Below are 22,223 nucleotides of genomic sequence, written 5' to 3' on the forward strand. Positions count from 1 at the left end.
CAACCGGGGGCAGTGCATCCCCTGGGCAGTAGGAGCGCTCAGCGGATCGGCGGGCTCCAGAGCAACCCGCCGGCGTTCCACAGCGCGTTCGGTCCACGCGCCAGCCCGACCGGGCTGTTGGCGCCGAGATGGCGGTCATAAACCTCGGCGCAATCGCCGACCGCCCTGATCGCGTTGAGCAGCCAAGCGCGCTCGAGAACCACAGCAGGCCCGAGATCTCCGGACCGGCCGAGCAGTCGTTGCTCGGCATCGACACCCTGCCAGACGCCCTGGCTGTCCGGCGGGCTCCAGGCCGGGTCGCCGGTCGATACGCCGCAGTTCAGCACGCCGCGCGCACGGATGGCCGACAGCGTCGTCCAGGCCAGCTGCGGTGCGGCGTTCTGCGCCATGGCCGGCACAGCGAGGCAGAGGCCCAGCAACACGGCGGCCGTGCGGATCATGGTGTCCTTCCGGGTGCTCAATACCTGCAGGATGGCGATCAGGCACAGGACGCCCCCGCCGACCGCGAACCGCACGAAATCCGGCGCGGCATAGCCAAAGGCCGTGAACAATCCGATCAGCCCCAATACGGTCCGCACCGCCAGATTCATGGGCCGCAGCAGATACCCCGCATAGGCCGCGGTGATCATTACCAGTGCGACGACCTGGATGGAGGTCGCCAGCACGATCTCCATGATGCCCCCGCGCAGCATGATGCCGGGGTCGTACAGGAAGGCGAATCCCACGGTGAAGCCGGCGATGCCGAAGCGTGAGGCGTGCAGGCTGGCGATGGTCGGGCTGGCCTTGGCGATGGCCGCGGCGGCAAAGGCCGATGCGGCGACCGGCGGCGTCGCATCCGCGATCACGGCGAAGTAGAACAGGAACAGGTGCGCCTGCATCATGTCGATGCCCATCGGCCGGCCCAGTTCCAGCAGCATCGGCGCACCGATCGCGGCGGCAATGATGTAGGATGGCGTCGTCGGGATGCCGAGGCCGAGGATCAACACGGTCAGGCACAGCAGCACGGCAAGCAGCGCGAAACTGCCGCCCGACATCTCCTTGATGATGCCGCCGAAGGCCACGACCATGCCGGTCGCCGTCAGCACGGAGACGACGACGCCGGACGCCGCGATGGCGACCGCGAGCGGCGCCATGGTCAGCCCGGCATTGGTCAGGCTTTCGATCACCGCGCGCCAGCCCATGCGCGTGCGCGCCCGCAGCAGGGACACCGCGATCATCGCCAACGTCGCGCAGAAGGCCGCGAAATTGCCGCTCCAGCGTTCGGTCATCAGATAGACGAGCAGGCCGATCGGGATGATCAGATGCGCATCGGCCAGGACCTCGCGCCAGGCGGGAATGTCCTTTATCGCCATCGGCTGGATGCCGATCTTCTTCGCCTCGAAGTGCACGGCGGCGAGGATGGCGAAATAGTACAGCACCGCGCCGATCGCGGCGGCGACGATGATGTCGCCATAGGGGATGCCGGTGATCTCGGCCATCACGAAGGCTGCCGCGCCCATCACCGGCGGCATCAGCGCGCCGCCGACCGAGGCCGCGCTTTCGATCCCCGCCGCGACGGCCGGCTTGTAGCCGATGCGGATCATCAGCGGGATGGTCATCGCACCCGTGGTGATGACGTTCGAGACGGATGATCCGCTCATCGTGCCGAACAGGCCCGATGAGACGACCGCGACCTTGGCCGGCCCGCCGGTGTAGCGCCCGGCGACTGCCGCGCCGAAATTCGCGAATAGTCGACCGGTGCCGCTGCCCTGCATGAAGCATCCAAACAGGATGAACACCGCGATGGTGGTCGCGACGATGCCCGTCAGCGGGCCGTAGACGCCACCGGCCGTCGGCACGAGCCAGGCGGCCTCCATGATCTCGGACGAGGTGAAGACGCGCGTATTCAGTACGCCGGGCAGCAGGTGGCCGAACTGCATGTAGGCGAGGCAGCCCACCGTCATCCAGGCAAGGCCCGGTTCCACCGCACGGCGGATGGCCTCGAGCATCGTCACCATGCACAGGACGGCGAGGCCCATCATCAGCGGCGTGAAGGGATCGACATATTCCATGCGGTCATTGACCGCATCCGCGTGGATGAAGACCCACAGATGCGGCGCCGCCGAGGCCGCCGCCCAGATCCAGTCGATCACGCTCGGCCGGTTCTTCGGCGAGCGCGTCTCGAAGGCCGGGTACATCAGGAACAGCGGCGGCGTGAAGACCAGCAGATGCAGGCTGCGGATGGTGATCGGCTCCGGAAACCCGAAGCCGCCCCAGTAGAGATGCACGGCGGACCAGAAGGCGAGCCAGCCGAAGATTGAATGCCTGAGCCAGGGTGAAAGGTCGCGCACCGCGCTCTCCTTAACAATGAACGCGGTGCGCGGGAATCATGCGCCTGGCGGATTGACGCCAGCGGCGCGGAACGCCGCGACCGCGCCAGGGTGGAACGGCACGCCGCGGTAATTCACTGCCTTGGCCGGTGTCCAGCCGCCCATCGACGGATGGATCGTCGCCAGGCGCTGGCCCTGGTTCTTGATCAGCGTCGCGGTGATCTTCTGCACGATCTCGGCGGGGACCGATTCATTCACCACAATGACGCTGTCCATCATCGTCACCGGAATGGCGCCGTCGAGCAATGCGGGATAGTCCGACTTCTCGAGCGTGCCTTCGGCATAGGAATATTCGTCGATCATGTGCTTGCGGACATCGTCGGGGAAGGCGGTCAGGCGGCCGCTGCGGCGGCCCTGCGCGATCTCGGTCATCAGCGCGGCGGGCTTGGCGAGGGCGACATAGACGTAGTCCACCTGGCCGTCATTGTAGGCCGCACCGATGTCCGAATAGGACCCGTTGAGATAGCGCCCGCCTTCGGCGCGGATCTTGTCCGGGCTGGATCCGAGGAAGCGCAGGATGCGCTGCAGGGTCATCTCGTCGGTCGAGGAGCGCTGCGGCGCACCGATCTTCAGGCCCCGCTGCGTCAGGATGCCGCGCATATCCGCCGGCCCGGCGCCGGTGTGGCGCAGCAGCAGGTGCTCGGTCGGCGAATAGCCGGTGCCGAGGCACTGGATCTTCTCGTGCTTCGCGCTGTAGGGCTCGGTGCCCTTCACGGCAGAGGCGGAGAAGGTGTCGATGCCCCAGCCGATCTGCGACTGGCCGTTGTTGATGCGGGTCGGGTTCGCCAGGCCGCCGCCGGGCACGACGCGGATCTGGATGTCCGGGTTCTCCTCCCGGATCAGCGAGGACAGGCCGGCGGCCATGGTGTACCAGCCGCCGCCTACCGAGCCGGCCACCCATTCGAGCGTGGTCTGCGCCGTGGCCGTGCGGATGAATGGCAAGGCCAACGCGCCGCCCAGCGCGATGCGGCGGGTTGTGGTGAAGTCCATGATCTATTCTCCCTGCGGCCCGGTTCCGGGGTTGTCTCGGTCAGCGGATGGGGGGCGCATACATCAGCCCGCCCCGCGTCCAAAGGTCATTGATGCCGCGGTCCAGCCCGATCGGGCTGCCATGGCCGACATGGCGTTCGAAGATCTCGCCGTAGTTGCCGACGGCGCGAATTGCGTTGTAGGCCCAGCGCCGGTCGAGCGCCATCATCGGCCCATGGTCCCCTGCATTGCCGAGCAGCCGGCGGACCGAGGGATTGTCGCTGGCCAGCATCTGTTCGGCGTTGGCCTGGGTGACGCCGAGCTCCTCGGCCTCGATCAGCGCGAAGATGGTCCAGCGCACGATGTCGTTCCACTGGTCGTCGCCCTGGCGCACGGCCGGCGTCAACGGTTCCTTGCTGATGCGTTCGCGCAGCACGGTATGGTCGGACGGCACGCGCATGGCGGTGATCAGGCCGATCAACTGCGATGCGTCGGTCGAGATCGCGTCGCAGCGGCCATTGTCGTAGGCGATGCGCGCCTCGTCATTCTGCTCGAACACCAGGGGCGTGTACTGCACGCGGTTGGCGCGTGCCCAATCCGCCAGGTTCAATTCGCTGGTCGATCCGGCGAAGGTGCAGATGGTGGCGCCGGCGAGGTCGGTGGCTTGGCGGATATTGGCCGATCTGCGCACCAGGAAGCCCTGGCCGTCATAGAAGACAGGCGTGGTGAAGTTCAGCCCCACCGCGGTATCGCGCGAATGCGTCCAGGTGACGGTGCGAGGCAGCACATCAATCTGGCCCGATTGCAGCGCGGCGAAGCGCGCCTGGCTGGTCAGCGGAAAGAAACGGATCTTGGTGGCGTCGCCCAGCACCGCGGCGGCGAGCGCGCGGCAGATGTCGGGGTCGATCCCCTGCCAGTCGCCGCGGCTGTCGGGCGCGCCGAAGCCAGGCGCATTGGGTGCCGCGCCGCACAGCAGCGCATCACGCTGGCGCACCCCCTGCAAGGTGGGCCCCGGCTGCACGTTCTGCGCCGCCGCCTCCGTGGCGAAGGCAACGGCAAAGGACAGCGCGATGGCGCGAAGGATGTCTCGCATCGCTCAGTCTCCCTCTCTCGCCGATGTTCGTGCCACGGGCTGCCGGGCGGGCATTGGGAACGGTGGCATGCAGGGCGGCAGGCACGCAAGCCACCGGGGCGTGCCCCGCCACGGCTTGCTTCGGCCCGCATGCACGCGATGCTTGCAGCCGGCGCAGCCCCTGCCGAGACTGCCGGCTTCGGATGCAGGAGCCCGGGCATGCAGCGCAGATCCATCCTTCTCGGCGGGGCGGGGCTCGCCGTCGCGCCGCAGCCGCGCCCGGCGATCGCGCAGGGGGCCGCGGCGCACACATTGCGCTTCATTCCGCAGGCCGACGTCACCGCGGTCGATCCGATGTCGACCACGTCCTACGGCGTGCGCAACCACGGGCACATGTGCTGGGATACGCTGTATGGCCTCGACACCGATTTCGTGCCACGGCCGCAACTGGCCGAAGGCCATGTCGTCGAACAGGACGGGCTGCGCTGGGTCTTCACACTGCGCGAAGGCACACGCTTCCATGATGGCGAACCGATCCGTGCGGCGGATGCGGTGGCATCCATCCGTCGCTGGGCGCGGCTCGATTCCCTTGGCCAATCGCTGGCGGAACGCACCGAGGCGATGCGTGCCATCGATGACCGCCGCTTCGAGATCCGCCTGAAGACGCCCTTCGGCGTGATGCTCGCCGCACTCGGCAAGCCGTCATCCTATCCCTGCTTCATCTATCCGGAGCGCTTCGCCGATGTCGATCCGGCGCGGCCCTTCACCGAGGTCGTCGGCTCCGGCCCCTATCGTTTCGTGGCCGAGGAACGGCTGTCGGGTGCACGCGCCGTCTATCGCCGCTTCGATGCCTACCGGCCCGCGCCGGCGGCGCCTTCCCTGCTGGGCGGGGCGAAGCTCGCGCATTTCGAACGCGTCGAGTTCCGCATCCTGGCCGATGTCGGCACCGCCGCCGCCGCAATCCAATCCGGCGAGATCGACTGGTGGGAACAGGTCGCCCCCGACCTGCGCCCGGTGATGCGCCGGCATCGCGACATCATCCTCGAGCGCGTCGATTTCGGCGGGTTGATGGCGATGCTGCGCTTCAACCACCTGCATCCGCCGTTCAACGATCCGGCGATCCGCCGCGCGCTGCTGCACAGCATCAACCAGGCGGATTTCATGACGTCGATCATGGGCGACGACCGCTCCCTGTGGTCCGACGGGATGGGCGTCTTCCCGCGTTCCTCGGCGCTGGCGAATGATGAGGGCATCGCCGCCGTCACCGGTCCGCGCAGCACCGATGCGGCGCGCGCCGCGCTGCAGGCGGCGGGCTATGCGGGGCAGAAGGTGACGGTGCTGCACCCCACCGATGTCGTGAACAACAACGCGCTGACCACCGTGCTGACGGATGCGCTGAAGCGGTCCGGCCTGAATGCGGAAAGCGCGACATCGGACTGGGGCACGGTGCTGCAGCGCCGCGCCAACCGGAACCCGCCGGACCAGGGCGGGTGGAATGCGCTGGTGGTGCTGTTCGGCGGCATCGACCTTGCCAATCCCGGCCAGCATCCGCTGCTGCGCGCGAACGGGGCGAATGCCTGGTTCGGCTGGCCGACCAGCCCGACGCTGGAAGCCATGCGCGACGCGTGGTTCTCCGCCGGGCCGATCGACATGCAGCAGCAGATCGCCCGCAGCATCCAGGCGCAGTTCTGGCAGGACCTGCCGTTCATCCCTCTCGGCCAGTACTTCATCGACAGCGCCTGGCGAAGGGACATCAGCGGCGTGCAGAAAGGCATGGCGCTGCCGATCAACGTGCGGCGTAGTTGAGGGCAGCGGCATCGCGCCGGCGGCTTGTTGCGGAGCCGAGAGGAAGCCCATAGGCTGCCCGCCGAAACGGTCGGGTTCGACCGCAGGGGAGACACGCTTCATGGACGTGCCGGGCTACACGAAGACGTTCGACATGTCGCAGGGTGCGGTGCTGTCGAACGATCAGGAATTCCAGGCGCTGTTCAACGCGCCGCTGAACGACGCCAAGCGCCAGGGCATCTGCTGCGGCCTGTCGATGGTCTGGGTTGCGCGGCGCATCATGTTCCACGATGAGACGCCCGAGGAGCGCAAGGCCGCGCTGGTGAGCCATGCCGGGTTCCGCTTCGGCGGTCGCAGCCAGGACATCATGATGGCGAGCGACGGCGATGGCGGCACCGAGGAACTCTACCGCGGCTGGTTCGGGCCGGCCCTCGAAACCTACGTCCTGCGGATCATCGCCGGCACGGTGGTGGACAACCCGCGGCCTGCCTCGATCGATGCGCTGGTCCGTGGCGCCACCACGACCGGCGCGTATTGCCTCTACAACATGGGGCTGAGCACCACCTCGGGCGACGCGGCCCACATGGTGGCGTCCTACTGCTCGCACGGCACCTTCGGGCTCGGGTTCAACCGGAGCTTCTATTTCTTCGACCCGAACATGGGCGAGTACAAGGTCGGCACCGACGACGTCGCGCCCTTCCTGCGCGCGATGAAGACCGCCTATGAGGGCGAGTTCCTCGGCGTGAACGACATGGACCAGTTCCAGGTCGAGCGCGGCTGAACCGCCGCATCCGCCCTTGCCCGGATAGCCGGGCTCGTGTCGCATGGCGTGAGTGATGACGGAGCGAACGCCATGTCCGACCAGACCCCCGAACAGCGCCTCGCCGCGCTGGGCCTGACCCTGCCGCCGGTGCCCAAGCCGATCGGGACCTACGTGCCCTATCGCGTCGAAGGGAACATCCTGTGGACCTCCGGCCAGGGGCCGCGCGTGACGACCGGGCCGCGCCCGCGTGGCAAGGTGCCGAGCGAGATGAGCGTCGAGGACGGCTATGCCAGCGCGCGGCTCGTCGGGCTTGGCCTGCTGGCGGCCGCCGCCGAGGGCGCGGGCGGCCTGGCGAAGCTGAAGGCGATCAAGGTGCTCGGCATGGTGAACGCCGACCCTGATTTCGAGGATCATCCGAGCGTGATCAACGGCTGTTCCGACCTGTTCGTCGCTGTGCTTGGCGACAACGGCAGGCACGCCCGATCGGCGGTCGGATTTGCCTCCCTGCCGGGCCGCATCCCCGTCGAGATCGAGGCGATCTTCCGCATTCTCGACTGAGCGGCGGCGGTCGCGCGTGGCAGGATCGCGGCACGCGCATGGGCAACACCACGAGAGCGCACGTGTATGTCAGTATAACTGACCTATCGTCGTATCATGGAAACGCTCCTGCCGCTGTTCGCCTTCGCCATCGCAACCTCCGTGACGCCGGGGCCGAACGTGCTGATGGTTGCGGCTGCCGCGGCCAATTACGGCATTCGCGCGACGCTGCCCCAGATGTTCGGCATCGCGGCGGGCTTCGCTCTCATGCTGGTGGTGGTCGGCCTGGGTCTTGCCGGGCCCTTCGCAGCCTGGCCGGCGCTACATGCCGTCCTGAAATGGGGCGGCGGCGCCTGGCTGCTGGTGCTGGCCTGGAAGATCGCGCGCGCCGGGGCACCGGGCGACGGGCCGTCGCGCCCGCCGCTCGGCTTCATCGGCGCGGCGTTGTTCCAATGGGTGAACCCCAAGGCGTGGATGATCGCGCTGGCCGCCATCCCGGCCTTCACCACGCCGGAAGGCGACATGCTGGCCGAGACGCTGCGCATCGGCGCCGTATTCGCCCTGGTCTGCCTGCCCTGCACCCTGGTCTGGGCGGGCCTGGGCACCGGTGCGGCGCGCCTGCTCCGCACGCGATCGGCGCTGCGCGGATTCAACATCGCCATGGCGCTGCTCATGGTGGGATCGCTGCTGCCCGCCTTCCTGTAGGCGGCACAGCGCGCCGGTCTCCGGGTCGCGGCCACGCCGCGATCCACGCGCGCGAAGCGTGACCAACCCGTCCGTCACCCCCGGCACACCAGTGCACGGCGCGAATCCACGGCGGCCGAGGGCCCGGCAACACCCATCCTGAAGCGGTTCAGGCCTGCCGCCCTCCGTCGCTGGACCGCGCCGGCCGGCCTCCCTACCCTCCGCCGCGCCCCGCGGAGAGGACAACGCCATGCGCCGCCTGACACTCGCCTTCCTGCTCACCGCCTCGACGGCGCTCGCGACGGACCTGCCGGTGCGCAGCGTCACGCTGTCCTCCGCCGGCCTCGCGCAGATCGAGCGCGCCGGCGAGGTCCCCGCCGATGGCAACGTCACCTTCCGCGCGCCCACCGACGAAGTGGACGACCTGCTGCGCAGCCTGATCGTGGTGGACACCGCCGGCACCGTCGAAGGGCTGCGCCTGCCAGCGCGCGACCTGACCGGCGAGGCCTTCCGCGGCCTGCCCCTGCGGGCCGAGGATTTCGACAGCCGCGCCCAGTTGCTCGCCGCCCTGCGCGGCCAGGAAGCCGAGGCGGGCGGCGCGCGCGGGCGCATCGCCGACGCCGCCGAGGTCGCGGCGGTCGCCGGCGCGCCGGGCGGCCTGCGCCTGACGCTGATCACCGGACGCGGCCTGGTCACCGTGCTGCTGCGCGAAGGCGACGAGGTGAAGCTGCTCGACGAGGCGCTCGCCGGACGCGTCTCGCGTGCCGCGGAAGCGCTGGCCGCCGCGCGCAGCGCCGATGAACGGCGCATCGACATCCGCCTGCGCGCCGATCGCGCCCGCCAGGTCGCGGTGCTGTATGTCGCCGGCGCGCCGCTGTGGAAGCCGTCCTACCGGCTGCTGGTGCCGCCGATGGGCGCGGCACCGCCGGCGCCCGCCACGCCCGCCGCCCCCGGGCCGCAGGCCCGCCTGCAGGGCTGGGCGGTGGTCGAGAACGCGTCCGGCAGCGATTGGGACCGCGTGCGGCTGGCGCTGGTCTCGGGCGAGGCCGCCGCCTTCCGCCAGCGCATCTACGACCCGATCACCGTGCCGCGGCCCGAATTGCCAGTGCGCATCGCCGGCGCGGTGCAGGTGCGCCCCGACACCGGCGGACGCCCGATCCCGCTGCCAGCGCCGGCGCCGCCGCCCGCCACCATGGCCGCGCGCGAATCCTTTGCCGCCGGGGCCCCGCAGATGGCGCGCCGCGCCGGCGCCCCCGATGCGCCGGTCGGCGCCGGCATCGCCGACACCGCCAACCCGGCGGCCGGCGCCACGGCCGAGGCTTCCGCCGGGCGCGTCGCCTTCGTGCTCGCCGAACCGGTGACAATCCGCAGCGGCGAGACCGCGAATGTCCCCTTCCTGGATGTCCGGCTGCCGGCCGAACGCGTCTGGTGGATCCAGGACCTCAATGCGCGGTCCCCGCTGCAGGCGGTGCGCATCCGCAACGCGTCCCCGCACACGCTGCCGGACGGGCTTGCCACCGTGTACGGCGCGGAGGGGCCGGAAGCCGGCGTCTTCCTGGGCGATGCCGAGATCCGCGCCATGCCGGCCGGCGATGGCCGCATCCTCGCCTTCGGGCGCGACCGCGACGTGCAGGTGTCGCAGGCCGGCACCAGTACCGAGCGCGTCGCGCGCATCGCGCTGCGCCGTGGTTCCGTCGTGCTCGAGATGGTGCGCACGGAACAGACGGCGATCGCCATCGATCCGCGCGGCGCGCGCGGGCCCGTGGTGATCGACATGCCGGTCCGCCCGGGTGCCACCCCGCGCTTCACCATCGTCTCCCAGGGCGATTTCGGCCTGCGGCATGAAGCGATGCTGGAGGGCGGGCCGCAGACCCTGAACCTCGCCTATGATCGCCCGATGACCCAATCCATCCCGTTCTGGGACAGCGGGCTGGGCGAGCCGATCCTGCTGCGCTGGCAGACCTTCGACCTCGAGCAGAACCTGCGCCGCCTGCCCGGCGGACCGGGCACGATGGAACGGCTGCAGGAGATGCTGGCGCGCACGCCCGCCGATGTGCCGGGCCGCGCCGACCTCGCTGCCGTGGTCGAGACGATGGGCGAGCTGCGCCGGCTGCTCGACGATGCGCGGCTGAAGCAACGCGCGTATCGCAGCACCGACCAGGCGCTGCAACGCGCCCGCCAGGCCGCCGAGGACCGCACCGGGCCGGAGCAGCAGGAAGCGCGTCGCCGCCTGAATGCCGCGAGCCGCGATGCCGACCAGGCGGGTGCGGCCGCGGATCAGGCGTGGGAGGCCTGGCAGCGCGCGGTGATTGCGTTGATGCAGCGCGGGAGCTGAAAGGATGGAGGGGCACCGCCCCTCCAGACCACCCCGCCAGGGGCCTACGGGCCCCTGGACCGCGGGGATTTGGCGCCAGGCGCGGCGGTTCGGTGCCTGCCCGAACGACGAGCACTGCACAAGGGCCATGCCCCTGCCGCGCCAGCTAAGCCCCAACGACTGTCTCCCACCTGTGGCGCCCGGCACCAGGTGAAGGTGTCCAGAGGCCTTTAGGCCTTTGGTGGGGTGGGTCCGGGAGGGGCAAGGCCCATCCCGGTTCCACCGCCCTTACTCCGGCTGTGCCCCGGAAATCCGCACCATCTCCGCCCAGATCGGCCTCTCCCGCGTCAGCCGGTCCGCAAGCTGCTCGGGCGTGGTGCCGAGCAGCTTGGCCCCCATGCCGATCGCGCGCTGCTGCAGTGACGGGTCAGCGAAGGCCGTGCGGATTTCTTGCGACAGCCGATCCACCACCGCCTGCGGCGTGCCCGCAGGCCCCGCCCACAGGTGCCACGGCCCGTAGGACAGGCCTGCGAACCCTGCCTCGGCCATGGTTGGCACATCCGGCAGGCCCGGCCAGCGGTCCCGCGTGGTCACCGCCAGCGCCTTCATCCGCCCTTCCTGGATGACCCCGACATAGGAAGCGAGGTTGTCCACCGCGATCTGGATATCGCCCGACAGCATCGCCGGGATGGTCTGCGCCGCGCCGCGGAAGGTCACGTGCTCGCCCCGGATGCCCGCCTGCGCCATCAGATAGGCGCCCGAGAGGTGGATCGTGGTCCCCACGCCGGAAGATCCGTAGCTGACGCCATTCGGCCGCGCCTTCGCCCAGGTGACGAATTCGGCCAGCGTGCGCGCGGGCACATGCTGGGATGGCACCACCGCGACATTGGGCAGGTCCCACATCGCGCTGATCCAGGCGAAGTCGCGATCCGCGTTGTAGGGCAGGCGCGCGAACAGCAGCGGGTTGATCAGCAGGTTGTGCATGCTGACGGTGCCGATGGTGTAGCCATCGGGCGTGGCCCGCGCGATCGCCTCCGCGCCGATGTTGCCGGAGGCGCCGGACCGCGTCTCGACCACGAAGGCCTGGCCGAGGCGGTTCTGCATCTGCTCGCAGGCAAGCCGCGTCATCACGTCGAGCGATCCGCCGGGCGGGAAGCCGACGATCACCCGCACCGGCTTGTTGGGCCAGGGCGACTGGCCGAGCGCCGGAGCGGCGAGCGGCAGCGCGCCCGCGGCGGCGAGCAGGGTACGGCGATGGATCATGGGCGCGGCATCTCCTCCGGTGGCCGGACGGGCTCATGCTGCGGCCTGTCCTGGTGAGGACAGGCTACATCACATCCGCCCGGCAGCGAGGGCGATCGCGCGGGGCGGCTACTCCGGCACCACGCCGGCCGCGCGCAGCACGGCGATGCTGCGCTCCTGCTCGACGCGCACATAGGCCAGCACCGCCTCGGGCGTGGCGTATTGCGGCTGGCGCTCGACGCCGAGTTCACCAAGGCGCGGGGCGAGACGCACCATCGCCTCGTTGAAGGCGGCATTGAGCGTGGCAACGGCCGCCGGCGGCGTGCGTGCCGGTGCGGCCGCGAGAAACCAGGCGCCGGCGGCCCAGGCCGGCAGGCCGGCCTCGGTCGCCGATGGCACCTCGGGCAGCACGGCCGCGCGGGTCGGGCCGGCCACCGCGATGGCGCGCACCGTGCCACCGCGGATGTGCGGCACGGCGGAGGCCACCGGGTCGATCGCCATCTGCGCCTCGCCGGAGATCACCGCCGCCATGGCCGGGCCGCCGCCGCGATACTGCACCATCTGCATCTCGACACCGGGCACGGCGGCGCGGAAGACCTCGCTGGCCAGGTGGTTGGCGCTGCCGATGCCGGCGGAGGCGAAGTTGATCTTCCCCGAATTGGCCCGCAGCCAGGTCAGCAAAGATGCCATGTCGGTCATCGGCAGGCGCGGATTGACCACCAGCACCTGCGGGATGACGCCCAGATGCGCCACCATCGCGAAATCGGCGATGGGGTCGTAGGGCATGCGCGAGACCAGCGCCGGGGCGATGACATGCGCGTTGGAGTGAATGAGGATGGTGTGCCCGTCGGGCGCGGATTTCGCCACCGCATCGGTGCCGATCAGCCCGGCCGCGCCGCCGGCGCGGTTCTCGATCACCACCGGCTGGCCGAGCAGCGTGCCCATCGTCTCGGACAGCACGCGGGCGACGACGTCGGTGGCACCGCCGGGCGCGAAGGGCACGACGGCGCGGATGGGATGGTCGGGGCGCCAGGCGGGCTGGGCGCGGGCGATGGCGGGGGCGAGCAGGCCAGCCAGCAGCAGCGGGCGCCGGGTGATGGTCATGATCGTTTGGTCCTCCCTGGTCATTCTCTCGAATCGTCGCGGCGCGGCGCGCCCGGGCCGCGCCCTGCCCGATGCCTCGGCGCGCCCACGGCAAAGGGTGGCCGTCGCCGTGGGCCTGACGATCCCGCGCCGTGTCGCGCCGCTGCCGGCTATTCCGGCTGCACGCCGGCGGCGCGCAGGATCCGCGTGTATTGCTCGGCCCCGTCACGCACCAGAGCCATCACCTGGGCGGACGTCTCATACCCCGCGCGCGGGCGCACGCCGGCCATCTCGTTCATCTTGTCCGCGCTCTGCCGGATCGCCGCCTGGAATGCGGCGCCGAGCGCGGCCAGCACTTCGGGCGGCGTGCCCTTGGGGGCGAGGATCGGGAAGAACTCCTCGAGGATCAGGCCGGGCAGCCCGGCTTCCGGGGCGCTCGGCACGTCCGGCAGCGCCGGGCTGCGCTCGGCCGAGGCGACCGCCAGTGCGCGGATGGTCCCGCCCCGCACCTGGCCGAGCGAGGAGGCCATGGTCGGCGTGCCAAGCTGCGATTCGCCGCTCACCAGCGCCGCGACTGCCGGCCCGCCGCCACGGTAATGCACCAGTTCCGCCTCCACGCCGGCGGTGCTGCGGAGCAGTTCGGCGGTGATGTGCACGCTGCTGCCGATCCCCGCGGTGGCGAGGTTGTAGCGCCCCGGATTGGCCTTCAGCAGCGCGACGAGTTCCTGCGCCGTCCGCGCGGGCACCTGCGGGTTGACCACCAGCACGTGGGGCGAGAAGCCGGCCACGGCGATGCCGGTGAAATCGGCCACCGAATCATAGGGGACGCGGGCGACGATCGCCGGCACCGCGGCGTGGGCGCTGTTGATCAGGATGGTGTAGCCGTCCGCCGGGGCACGGGCGGCCGCCTCGGCACCGATCACCGAACCCGCCCCGGCGCGGTTCTCGATGACGATGGGCTGGCCGAGCGCGGTGCCGGCGGCTTCCGCAACGATGCGTCCGACGATGTCGTTCGACCCGCCCGGCGCGAAGGGCACGATCATGCGGATCGGCCGGGTCGGGCGCCAGGACGCGGCGGCACCCTGCGCGCGGACCAGCGACGGCGCGGCGGTGACCGCAAGCGCGGCGGCGAGCGTGTGGCGACGGTTCAACCTCATGAACGATTCCCTCGGCGATGGCTTCGACCCGGCATGGGGCCATGCTTCTTGGCCAGGACCATAGCGCGATCGCCGGCCAATGCCATGGGCGGCATGGATCGCCGGGCGGGTCCGCGCTATCCGGGGAGCAACGACCAAGGAAACGCTGCGCGATGCCGACTGCCGCCGAACGACTGATCGACTTCCTCGCCGCCCAGGGCATCGACCGCGCCTTCTGCGTGCCGGGCGAATCTTACATCGCGCTGCTCGACGCGCTGCATGCCCATCCGGCGATCGACCTGGTGACCTGCCGCAGCGAGGGCGGGGCCGGCTTCATGGCGGTGGCGGATGCGAAGATGACGGGGCGGCCGGGCGTCGTGCTGGTCTCGCGCGGGCCGGGTGCGTGCAATGCCTCGATCGCGGTGCATACGGCGGAACAGGATGCGGTGCCGCTGATCCTGCTGGTCGGTCAGGTGGAAAAGCGCGACCTGCGCCGCAATGCCTTCCAGGAGATCGACTACGGCAGGATGTTCGGCGGCATCGCCAAATGGGTCGGCGAGGCGACCGAGCCGAACCAGATCCCGGAACTGATCGCGCGCGCCTATGCGATGGCGATGCAGGGGGTGCCCGGCCCGGTGGTGCTGTCCCTGCCCGAGGACGTGCTGGCCGAAGCCTGCGTCGCGGCGGACCTGCCCGCCACGCTGCCCTCCCCTGCGATTCCCGCGCCGGCCGATGTGGCGCGCCTCGCGGCCATGCTGCGCGGCGCGGAACGGCCGATCCTGCTGGCCGGCCACGCCTTCGACCGTCCGGGCGGGCGGCAGGCGCTGCAGGCCTTTGCCGAGGCGTGGCGGCTGCCTGTCGCCGTGTCGTTCCGCCGGCAGGATTTGTTCGACAATGGCCACGCGCTTTATGCGGGCGACCTTGGCCTGCGCAATCCGGACGCGCAGCGCGCCGCCTTTGCCGAATCCGACCTGGTGGTCGCGCTGGGCACGCGGCTGACCGACATCACGACGCAGGGCTGGACCTGGCCCGCGGAGGGCCAGCGCCTGGTGCATGTCTGCGCCGATCCGCGTTTCCTCGGCTGGCTGTTCCCGGCCAAATTGGCACTGCCGGTCGATGCGCTGGCATTGATCGAAGCACTCGACGCCGAAGCGCCGGGCGCACCCGCCTCGCGCGACGGCTGGACGGCGCGGCTCCGCGCCATCCACCTCGCCGATACCGGCATCCGCCCCGGCCAGCACAATGACGGCGTCGCCTTCGCCGAAGTGGTGCGGCTGGTGGGCGAGGTGGCGAAGGCCGACGCCATCGTCACGCTCGATGCCGGCACCTTCGGCGCGCCCTTCTACCGCAAGGTGCCCTGGGTGCCGCCGCAGCGGCTGCTGGCCCCGGTCTCGGGCGCGATGGGCTTCGGCGTGCCGGCGGGGGTGGCGGCCTCGCTGCGCTTCCCCGACCGCCAGGTGATTGCCGCGGTGGGCGATGGCGGGGCGCTGATGACCGCGGGCGAATTCGCCGTGGCGGTGGCGCGCGGCGTGCCGCTCAAGCTGCTGCTGTCGGACAATGGCGCCTATGCCTCGATCCGCATCCACCAGGAACGGGCGCATCCGGGGCGGGTGTCGGGCACATCCCTGGCGAACCCGGATTTCGTTGCCTGGTGTGGCGCCTTCGGCGTGCCGGTGACCCGGGTGGACAGCAAGGGCGATTTCCCGGCGCTGGCTGCCGCCCTCGCCGCCCCCGGCCCGGCCGCGATCGTGGTGCGCACATCGCTCGCCGCCGTGCTGCCCGCGCCCGCCCGGGCTGCGGAATAGCCCGGCCGGTGACGCGCCCCGCCGAGGCCGAGACCCGGCTCGCCGCCGCCGAGGCCGCCGCGGCGGCACGCGACCTGGCGGGCGCGGTACGGCTTGCTGGCGAAGCGATCGGCCTGTGCGGCGAACCGGCGCTGATGCTGCGCGCGGCGCTGCTGCATGCCGGTCTCGGCCGGCCGGCTTCGGCTTGTGCCCTGGCGCGCGCGGCGCTGGCCGGACGGGACGATTCTGCGCTCGGCGCCATCGGCATCCGCGTCGCCGGGCAGTTGCATGTGACCGGCGCGCCGCAGGAGGCGACCGCGGTGCTGCTGGACTGCTGGCGCGCCCGGCCCGACCGGGCGACGATCGGATTGCTTTTGGCCGCCGGCCTGCCCGCCTTCCGCCGCGGCATGCAGGACGGCCCCGACCTCGGGCTGCTGCAGGAACTGGTGGCGGCCGCCTGCCTCGACCCCACCGCCATGCCGGAAGGCGACCTCGCCGAACTCGCGCGGCTGGCCGAGGAGGCCGGGCGGGACGACCTGCTGCGCAGGCTCGGCGCGGCTGCGCTGGCGCAGGGCGGGCGGGCGCTGGCCGAACGCATGACACGGCCGGGGCTGGGCGTGGTGCAGAGCCTGGCGGGCCTCGCCCATCACGCGACGCATCGCCAGGGACGCGCGGCGATCGCCTTCGCGGCGGCGCATGCCGGGCTACCGGCCGATCCCTCGGCACGGTTCAACGCGGGGTATGCGGCGCTGGCGGCCGGCGATGCGGCAGCGGCCGCCGCGTTGCTCGGCGGCCTGCCGGCGGCCGGGGCATCGCTGCTGGCCGGCGCCGCCTGGCCGCATTTCGGCGAGTTGCCCTGGCCCTTCGCCGCCCCGCCCGAAGCCGCGCGGCGCGGCTTCGAGGCGCGTCTGCCGCCCGGCGCGCGCTGGCCGCGCATCCGCCTCGTCACGCCCTGCCTGAACCCGGGCCCGTGGCTCGAGGAGACCATCCTGTCGGTCGCCGCGCAGGGCTATCCGGCGGTCGAGCATGTCGTCGTCGATGGCGGTTCCACCGATGGCACGGCGGCGGTGCTGGCACGCCATCGCGACCGGCTGCATGCCGTGATCGTCGGGCCCGATGGCGGGCCGGCCGAGGCCATCGGCAAGGGCTTCGCCGGCACGGAGGCGGATCTGGTCGGCTGGATCAATGCCGACGACCTGCTCGCCCCGGGTGCGCTGCATGCGCTGGGCGCGGCCTGGGCGGCCGATCCTGGCGCCGACCTGGTGCATGGCTGGTCGGTCGCGCATCGCGCGCGGCGCATCACCACCGTCCAGCAGCCCCTCGCCGAGGGGCAAGGCGGCTTCACGGTCGCCGCACTCGCCGATGTGTTCGGCCGTTGGGGCGACGGGCGCTTCTTCCTCCAGCCCGAGGTGCTGATCGCCCGGCGCTGCTGGGACCGGCTGGGCGGGCGGCTCGATACCGGGCTCAAGGCGGTGTTCGACTATGAAGTCTGGCTGCGCGCGGCGCAGGCCGGGGCGCGCATCGCGCAGGTCCGCTGGCCGGTCGCCTTCTATCGCACCCATGCCGGGCAACTCAGTGGGCAGCGCGCCGCCGTGGCGCTGGAACAGGCCACGGTGCGCGACCGCTTTGCAGCCCCCGCCCCGGCGCCCACGCGCGTCGCCGACGTCACCGCGCGGCTGCGCGCCGCCCTGCAGCCGCAGGGCCGCCCGGCGCGCCTGCTGCTGATCGACCCCCGCTGCGCCGAGACGATCTCCGCCACCGCGCATGAGGAAGCACGCGCCGCGCTCGCCAGCCGCGGCATCGCGCTGGAGATCCGTGCCCGCGCTGCCGAAAGCCGCGCGCCGCCTGACCTCGTGCTGCGCCTGCTCGGCGCCCATGACGGCGACGATTGGGTGCCGCAACTGCGCGGCCGCGGCTTCGCCGGCCCGGCGATCGGCTGGTTCCTTGAGGATGACCGCGATGCGGCCTCCAACGCCGCCATGGCGCTGGCACCCGACATCGTCGTGCCGTCCCGCCCGCGGCGACGTGGCATCCTGTTGCAGGAGAACGCCGTGGTGACCGCGCCGATGGCGCCACCCTGCGGGCTGGTCTCGATGGCCGAGGCGCGCGCGGCCTTCGCCGCAGGCCCGACGCCGGGGCCCGCCACGGAACCGGTCTGGCAGCCGGGGCCGGTGCGCCTGGCGGCGGCGCTGCGCGACAGCGGGGCGCTGGCGGTCGCCGGGGCGGGCGCGCTGGCGCTGGCGCTGCTGGCCGGGCGGGTGCCGGTGATGGCCGATGCGGGGCTCACGGAACTGTTCGCCGGGCCGCTGCCGGATGACTCGGCGGGGCGCCATGCGCTGGGGCTGGACTGGTTGCTGGCGGCACGGCTTGGCCGGCTTATGGACAGGCTTGCGGATCTGGCGGGCGGGTGAAGGATGGGGCGGCCGGCCTCATCCTCGCCGGCCCACCTACACCGCCCGCACCCGCCGGTCCGGCGGCAGCAGGCCGAACGGGTCGAAGACCACCGGCGCCAGCCCGGCCAGGCGCGCCAGGTCGAAGCCGCGCTGCGGCGTGCCCAGGATGACCGCATCCACGGCCTCCGCGGCGGGATCATCGACCCGGCGCAGCCCGTCCAACGCCTGCGGCGCCGGTCCGGCCATCGGGTCGTGCCACAGCGCCTCGGCCCCGCGCGCCGCCAGCGCATGCAGCAAGGCGGCCGGCGCCGCGCCGCGCAGGTCAGGCACGTCGGGTTTGTAGGTGACGCCGAGAACCAGCACGCGCCGCCCCGCGAGCGTTCCGCCCAGCGCCTGTTCCACCGCGGCAAGGATGCGGGCCGGCCGGTCGCGGTTGGCCTCGGCCGCCGCGGCAAGCAGGCTTGAGGCCGCGCCGGCGCGCGCCAACTCCATTTGCAGGAAGGCCGGATCGACCGGAATGCAGTGCCCGCCAGCCCCCGCGCCGGGCCAGAAGGGGGCGAAGCCGAAGGGCTTGGTCGCCGCTGCTTCGACCACTGCGCGGGTCGGCACGCCGAGCGCGGCGAAGCCGCGATGCAGTTCGTCGATCAGCGCGATGTTGACCAGGCGATAGGTGTTTTCGAGCAGCTTCGCGCATTCGGCGATCTCGGCGCTGGCCACCGGGATGACGCGGTCGGCGATGCGGGCCCAGAAGGCGTGCGCCCGGGCCAGCGAGACCGGGTCCGGCGCGCCGAGCAGGCGCGGCGTGGCGCGTGGGCCGGGTGAGGTTGCGCCGGGATTCTCGCGTTCGGGCGAGACGGCGAGGAAGATGTCGCGCCCGACCACCATGCCGTCGCGTTCCAGGGCGGCGCGGCACATCCCGTTGGTGGCACCGGGCTGGCAGGTGGAAACTAGGCAGACCAGCGCCCCGCGTGCCAGGCCCGCCCGGCAGGTGGCCAGGGCGGCGGTGACCAGCGAAAGGTCCGGCCGGCCAGCGGCGTCGAGCGGCGTCGGCACGCAGATCAGCCAGGTCCCGGCGCGCGGCAGCCCGCGCGGATCGGCGGTCGCCACCAGCCGGCCGGCGCCCCTCCGGCCGTGGAACGCCGCCTCCGCCACGCGGGCCGCCGCGGGGTCGAGGTCGAAACCCGTCACCGCGAAGCCGGCCGCGGCCGCTTCCAGCGCGATCGGCAGGCCGACATAGCCGAGGCCGATGACCACCACCTCCCCAGCGGCGACGGGGGCGGTCCGGGCGGCGTCGGGCAGCAGGCCGGTATCGGGCATGCCTGCATAGTTGTTGTTTCTTTATCTTAAATCAACTCATTGGCGATTTGTGGTCCGGCACTGGCGCGCGGCCCGGCTTTCCGCCAAGCAGTAGGCGACCAGGAGGGCGATGCGATGGGCGAGGAGGACTCGGCAATGACGGCGCCGGTGCATGTCGCGACCCACCCGATGATCCAGCACAAGCTCGGCCTCATGCGGGAGGCCGACTGCCCCTCCCCGGAGTTCCGGCGACTGCTCGGCGAGATCGCCATGCTGCTGTGCTACGAGGTGACGCGCGACCTGCCGCTGGAACAGGTGCCGATATCGACGCCGCTGGAACCGATGATGGCGCCGCGGATCGCCGGGCGGAAACTGGTGCTCGCCCCGGTGCTGCGGGCGGGGCTGGGCATGCTCGACGGGATGCTGGCGCTGCTGCCGGCGGCGCGCGTCGCGCATGTCGGGCTGTATCGGGACCCGGCGACGCTGCGGGCGGTGGAGTACTACTTCAAGGCGCCAGCCGACGTTGCGGAACGGCTGGTCCTGGTGCTCGACCCGATGCTGGCGACAGCCAATTCGGCCGTGGCGGCGATCGACCGGTTCAAGGCGCGCGGATGCAAGTCGATCCGCTTCGTCTGCCTGCTGGCGGCGCCCGAGGGGATCCGGCATCTGCAGGAAGCGCATCCGGACGTGCCGATCTGGACAGCGGCGGTGGACCGGGCGCTGGACGACCATGGGTATATCCGGCCCGGCCTGGGGGACGCCGGGGATCGGATTTTCGGGACGGCGTGAGCGGCAGCCACCGCCCGGGGCCGAACCGCGACGCTGTTCGACCGCCGATGGCCGGCAAGCCGGGTGTGATCGGACGTCCAGGCGAAAACCGCTGATCGGCGGATGCTCCCGGCAACCGGGATGTGGCTACCGGCCGGTGACGGTGGCGAGCGATGTCTCGCCGGCCATGGCGGATTGGCAGCTCTCGGCGGCAGCGTTCGGCGCAGCACTGTCCGGCGTCGCGCCCATGCCGCCGGCCGAGACGGCCAGCGCCTGGCACAAGGTCGAGAGGCGAGACGATGCCTCGCGCCGTGCCGCCGGCCGGGACCCGAACGCGAAGCGGGGCGCGCCATCGCCGATCGCCACCGCGGCGACGTAGCGTGGTCCGGCCTCCCCGAGCAGGTCGGCCGCGGGCTCGCGGACAACGTCCAGCACCGCCATGCCGCCCCGGCCGTAGCCGATCAGCGTCACCGGGCCGGCACCCGCCAAGCGCGTCAGGGCATCGAGCGCGCCCAGCGCCGCCGCGACGACGGTGTCGCGCCCCGCCCGCACCGCCTCGCAGGATCGGGGCACGAGTTCGAGCACGGCCGCCCGTTCACCGAGCAGCGCCGCGACCAGCCCATCGCGGGCGGCGTCGCGCTGCGGTTCCGGCGTCAGCAGCACCACCGCGCCGTCGCCCGGCCGCCAGGCGGATGGCAGGGTCAGCAGCACGCCCGTCCGGCAGTCCGGGGCGGCTATCGAGGCGATGTCGAGTTGCCGGAAGGTCGCGTATTCGTCGGCAATGGCCGGCGTGACGACGAAGCCGGCGGCGAGCGCCACGGCAGCGAAGCGGGACGTCAGCATGGAAGGCCTCCTGTCACGGTCGGGATGGGGCGGCCCCGCAGGACCGGGATGAACGGCAGGGTCATTGCGGCCTCGGCGCCGCGAGGCCTGCCGCGAAGAAACTCGCGGCTTGGGTGGCCGACAGCGCCGCACCGGCAGGCCAGTAGCGAACCGGGACCCGATGACCGGGGCGGCCAGGCCAGGGCAGGCTGGGGATTTCGTATTGCCCGGACGGCGTCATGTCCCAGGCGTAGCCGGCCCCGGCATACTGCACGCGGCGTACGGGCGCAGTACGGGCGAGATGGGCCGCCAGATCGACGCACTCGGCCGGCGTATTGGCAGGGTCGGAATCGCCATGCAGCAACAACACCGGCGTTTGTGGTCCCCGGCCTTGCGTCGTCAGGCTGGCGTCCAGCGCGGCGCAGCCTGGATAGAGCAGGACCAGGGCCCCGATACGACCGCGATGGCTTGGGTCCGTGGCCGCCAGCGTTGCGGCCTGTGCGGCACCGCCGAAGGCCAGGAGGCCGATCGGTGCCTCGGCGAAGGACGGATCTCTGGCAAGGATGTCCATCACCATCCGCAGGCGGGTCAGCGCGGCGGCAGGTTCATCGGCCCCAACCGGACCGCCGTCCTCGGCGGAGGTATCCTGCAGGTCCACATGCAGCACAGCGATGCCGGCGGCCGTGAGCTGCTCGGCATAGTGCCAGCCCCGCGGATCGATCCCTGTCGTGTCGTACAGCGCGATAACGATGGTCGGCGGCGCGGCTGGGGCCGCCTCGTCAGGCAGCCACAGCAGCCCGACATTGCGCACCGCGTCAGGCTCGCCGGCCAGGCCGGTGGCCGGCGCGAGGAGCATGATCGCCAGGGCCGCGGCGAGGATCGACCGTGCAAATCCCCGCGCCGCGCTGGCTCTGGAGCCGGCAGTCGGGATCGTTGCGCCCGGATCGGTGTGCCGGATGATCGTGATAGCGCGCCCTGGTGCGCGCCGCGGCATCGCGACGTGGCGCGCCGCCTCACCTGCTGCGGAGTTCATGACAGCGGGCTCCGATCGGCAGACCCGCCGGCCACGGCGTCAGCGCACCTCATGGCCCTTCTCCTGGCCATATGCTGCGAGCATCGGTCATGACGAACACCCCATTGCCGTGCCGGACCGGGCAAGCGGCCCGCGACGCAAAGCCTCTTGCTCGTGTTGCGAACGAATCTACG

At 71.6% G+C, this 22,223-nt stretch carries 17 protein-coding genes; 8 read left to right on the forward strand and 9 right to left on the reverse strand.

Translation table 11 applies throughout. The annotated features are described in order from the left end of the window. Positions 1 to 38 precede the first annotated feature (38 nt). From AAFN86_RS20035 to AAFN86_RS20045, 3 genes are read right to left on the reverse strand one after another with little or no spacing between them, the layout of a single operon-like run. Positions 39 to 2,330 carry a TRAP transporter fused permease subunit gene (locus AAFN86_RS20035; protein WP_347545322.1) on the reverse strand — a complete coding sequence of 764 codons (2,292 nt, stop codon included), beginning with the start codon at positions 2,328 to 2,330 and terminating at the stop codon, positions 39 to 41. Positions 2,331 to 2,366: 36 nt separating this feature from the next. Then, positions 2,367 to 3,359 carry a TAXI family TRAP transporter solute-binding subunit gene (locus AAFN86_RS20040; protein WP_347545323.1) on the reverse strand — a complete coding sequence of 331 codons (993 nt, stop codon included), beginning with the start codon at positions 3,357 to 3,359 and terminating at the stop codon, positions 2,367 to 2,369. Between the two features lie 40 nt (positions 3,360 to 3,399). Further along, positions 3,400 to 4,431, reverse strand: a complete 1,032-nt coding sequence (locus tag AAFN86_RS20045; RefSeq protein ID WP_347545324.1) for an amino acid ABC transporter substrate-binding protein — start codon at positions 4,429 to 4,431, stop codon at positions 3,400 to 3,402. 198 nt (positions 4,432 to 4,629) lie between these two features. On the opposite strand from AAFN86_RS20045, the gene AAFN86_RS20050 reads away from it, so the two are divergent. The 5 genes from AAFN86_RS20050 to AAFN86_RS20070 all read left to right on the forward strand — a co-directional run bounded on the left by AAFN86_RS20050 (position 4,630) and on the right by AAFN86_RS20070 (position 10,514). After that, positions 4,630 to 6,216, forward strand: a complete 1,587-nt coding sequence (locus AAFN86_RS20050; protein ID WP_347545325.1) for an ABC transporter substrate-binding protein — start codon at positions 4,630 to 4,632, stop codon at positions 6,214 to 6,216. A gap of 100 nt (positions 6,217 to 6,316) precedes the next feature. Then, positions 6,317 to 6,976 (forward strand): hypothetical protein, encoded by a 660-nt coding sequence (locus AAFN86_RS20055; RefSeq protein WP_347545326.1) that lies wholly within the window; start codon positions 6,317 to 6,319, stop codon positions 6,974 to 6,976. A gap of 72 nt (positions 6,977 to 7,048) precedes the next feature. Further along, positions 7,049 to 7,516 carry a RidA family protein gene (locus AAFN86_RS20060; protein ID WP_347545327.1) on the forward strand — a complete coding sequence of 156 codons (468 nt, stop codon included), beginning with the start codon at positions 7,049 to 7,051 and terminating at the stop codon, positions 7,514 to 7,516. Between the two features lie 96 nt (positions 7,517 to 7,612). Further along, a complete protein-coding gene (locus AAFN86_RS20065; RefSeq protein WP_347545328.1) occupies positions 7,613 to 8,200 on the forward strand; it encodes a LysE family translocator in 588 nt (195 codons plus the stop codon). Between the two features lie 229 nt (positions 8,201 to 8,429). Further along, the gene (locus tag AAFN86_RS20070) at positions 8,430 to 10,514 is read left to right on the forward strand and encodes a hypothetical protein (protein ID WP_347545329.1); all 2,085 of its coding nucleotides are present in this window, start codon (positions 8,430 to 8,432) and stop codon (positions 10,512 to 10,514) included. Between the two features lie 267 nt (positions 10,515 to 10,781). On the opposite strand, the gene AAFN86_RS20075 is transcribed toward AAFN86_RS20070, so the two are convergent. The 3 genes from AAFN86_RS20075 to AAFN86_RS20085 all read right to left on the reverse strand — a co-directional run bounded on the left by AAFN86_RS20075 (position 10,782) and on the right by AAFN86_RS20085 (position 13,975). Then, positions 10,782 to 11,756, reverse strand: a complete 975-nt coding sequence (locus AAFN86_RS20075) for a tripartite tricarboxylate transporter substrate binding protein (RefSeq protein ID WP_347545330.1) — start codon at positions 11,754 to 11,756, stop codon at positions 10,782 to 10,784. Positions 11,757 to 11,864: 108 nt separating this feature from the next. Then, the gene (locus AAFN86_RS20080; protein WP_347545331.1) at positions 11,865 to 12,839 is read right to left on the reverse strand and encodes a tripartite tricarboxylate transporter substrate-binding protein; all 975 of its coding nucleotides are present in this window, start codon (positions 12,837 to 12,839) and stop codon (positions 11,865 to 11,867) included. A 149-nt stretch (positions 12,840 to 12,988) separates the two neighbouring features. Then, positions 12,989 to 13,975, reverse strand: coding sequence for a tripartite tricarboxylate transporter substrate-binding protein (locus tag AAFN86_RS20085; protein WP_347545332.1), 987 nt, complete (start codon positions 13,973 to 13,975; stop codon positions 12,989 to 12,991). A gap of 152 nt (positions 13,976 to 14,127) precedes the next feature. Between AAFN86_RS20085 and AAFN86_RS20090 the strand changes: the two genes are divergently transcribed. Together AAFN86_RS20090 and AAFN86_RS20095 are read left to right on the forward strand one after the other, a co-directional pair. Further along, positions 14,128 to 15,759 (forward strand): thiamine pyrophosphate-binding protein, encoded by a 1,632-nt coding sequence (locus AAFN86_RS20090; protein WP_347545333.1) that lies wholly within the window; start codon positions 14,128 to 14,130, stop codon positions 15,757 to 15,759. 8 nt (positions 15,760 to 15,767) lie between these two features. After that, the gene (locus AAFN86_RS20095) at positions 15,768 to 18,149 is read left to right on the forward strand and encodes a glycosyltransferase (RefSeq protein ID WP_347545334.1); all 2,382 of its coding nucleotides are present in this window, start codon (positions 15,768 to 15,770) and stop codon (positions 18,147 to 18,149) included. A 36-nt stretch (positions 18,150 to 18,185) separates the two neighbouring features. Here the strand turns inward: AAFN86_RS20095 and AAFN86_RS20100 are convergent, their stop codons facing one another. Beyond that, positions 18,186 to 19,448 (reverse strand): nucleotide sugar dehydrogenase, encoded by a 1,263-nt coding sequence (locus AAFN86_RS20100; protein WP_347545335.1) that lies wholly within the window; start codon positions 19,446 to 19,448, stop codon positions 18,186 to 18,188. Positions 19,449 to 19,562: 114 nt separating this feature from the next. Here AAFN86_RS20100 and upp point away from each other — a divergent pair, with 114 nt between their 5' ends. After that, positions 19,563 to 20,216 carry a uracil phosphoribosyltransferase gene (upp, locus tag AAFN86_RS20105; RefSeq protein WP_347545336.1) on the forward strand — a complete coding sequence of 218 codons (654 nt, stop codon included), beginning with the start codon at positions 19,563 to 19,565 and terminating at the stop codon, positions 20,214 to 20,216. Between the two features lie 126 nt (positions 20,217 to 20,342). On the opposite strand, the gene AAFN86_RS20110 is transcribed toward upp, so the two are convergent. Together AAFN86_RS20110 and AAFN86_RS20115 are read right to left on the reverse strand one after the other, a co-directional pair. Then, the gene (locus AAFN86_RS20110) at positions 20,343 to 21,038 is read right to left on the reverse strand and encodes a hypothetical protein (protein ID WP_347545337.1); all 696 of its coding nucleotides are present in this window, start codon (positions 21,036 to 21,038) and stop codon (positions 20,343 to 20,345) included. A gap of 61 nt (positions 21,039 to 21,099) precedes the next feature. Further along, positions 21,100 to 22,050, reverse strand: coding sequence for a hypothetical protein (locus tag AAFN86_RS20115; RefSeq protein ID WP_347545338.1), 951 nt, complete (start codon positions 22,048 to 22,050; stop codon positions 21,100 to 21,102). Positions 22,051 to 22,223 lie beyond the last annotated feature (173 nt).

Source organism: Roseomonas sp. CAU 1739 (genome assembly GCF_039839775.1).
Classification (GTDB): domain Bacteria; phylum Pseudomonadota; class Alphaproteobacteria; order Acetobacterales; family Acetobacteraceae; genus Neoroseomonas.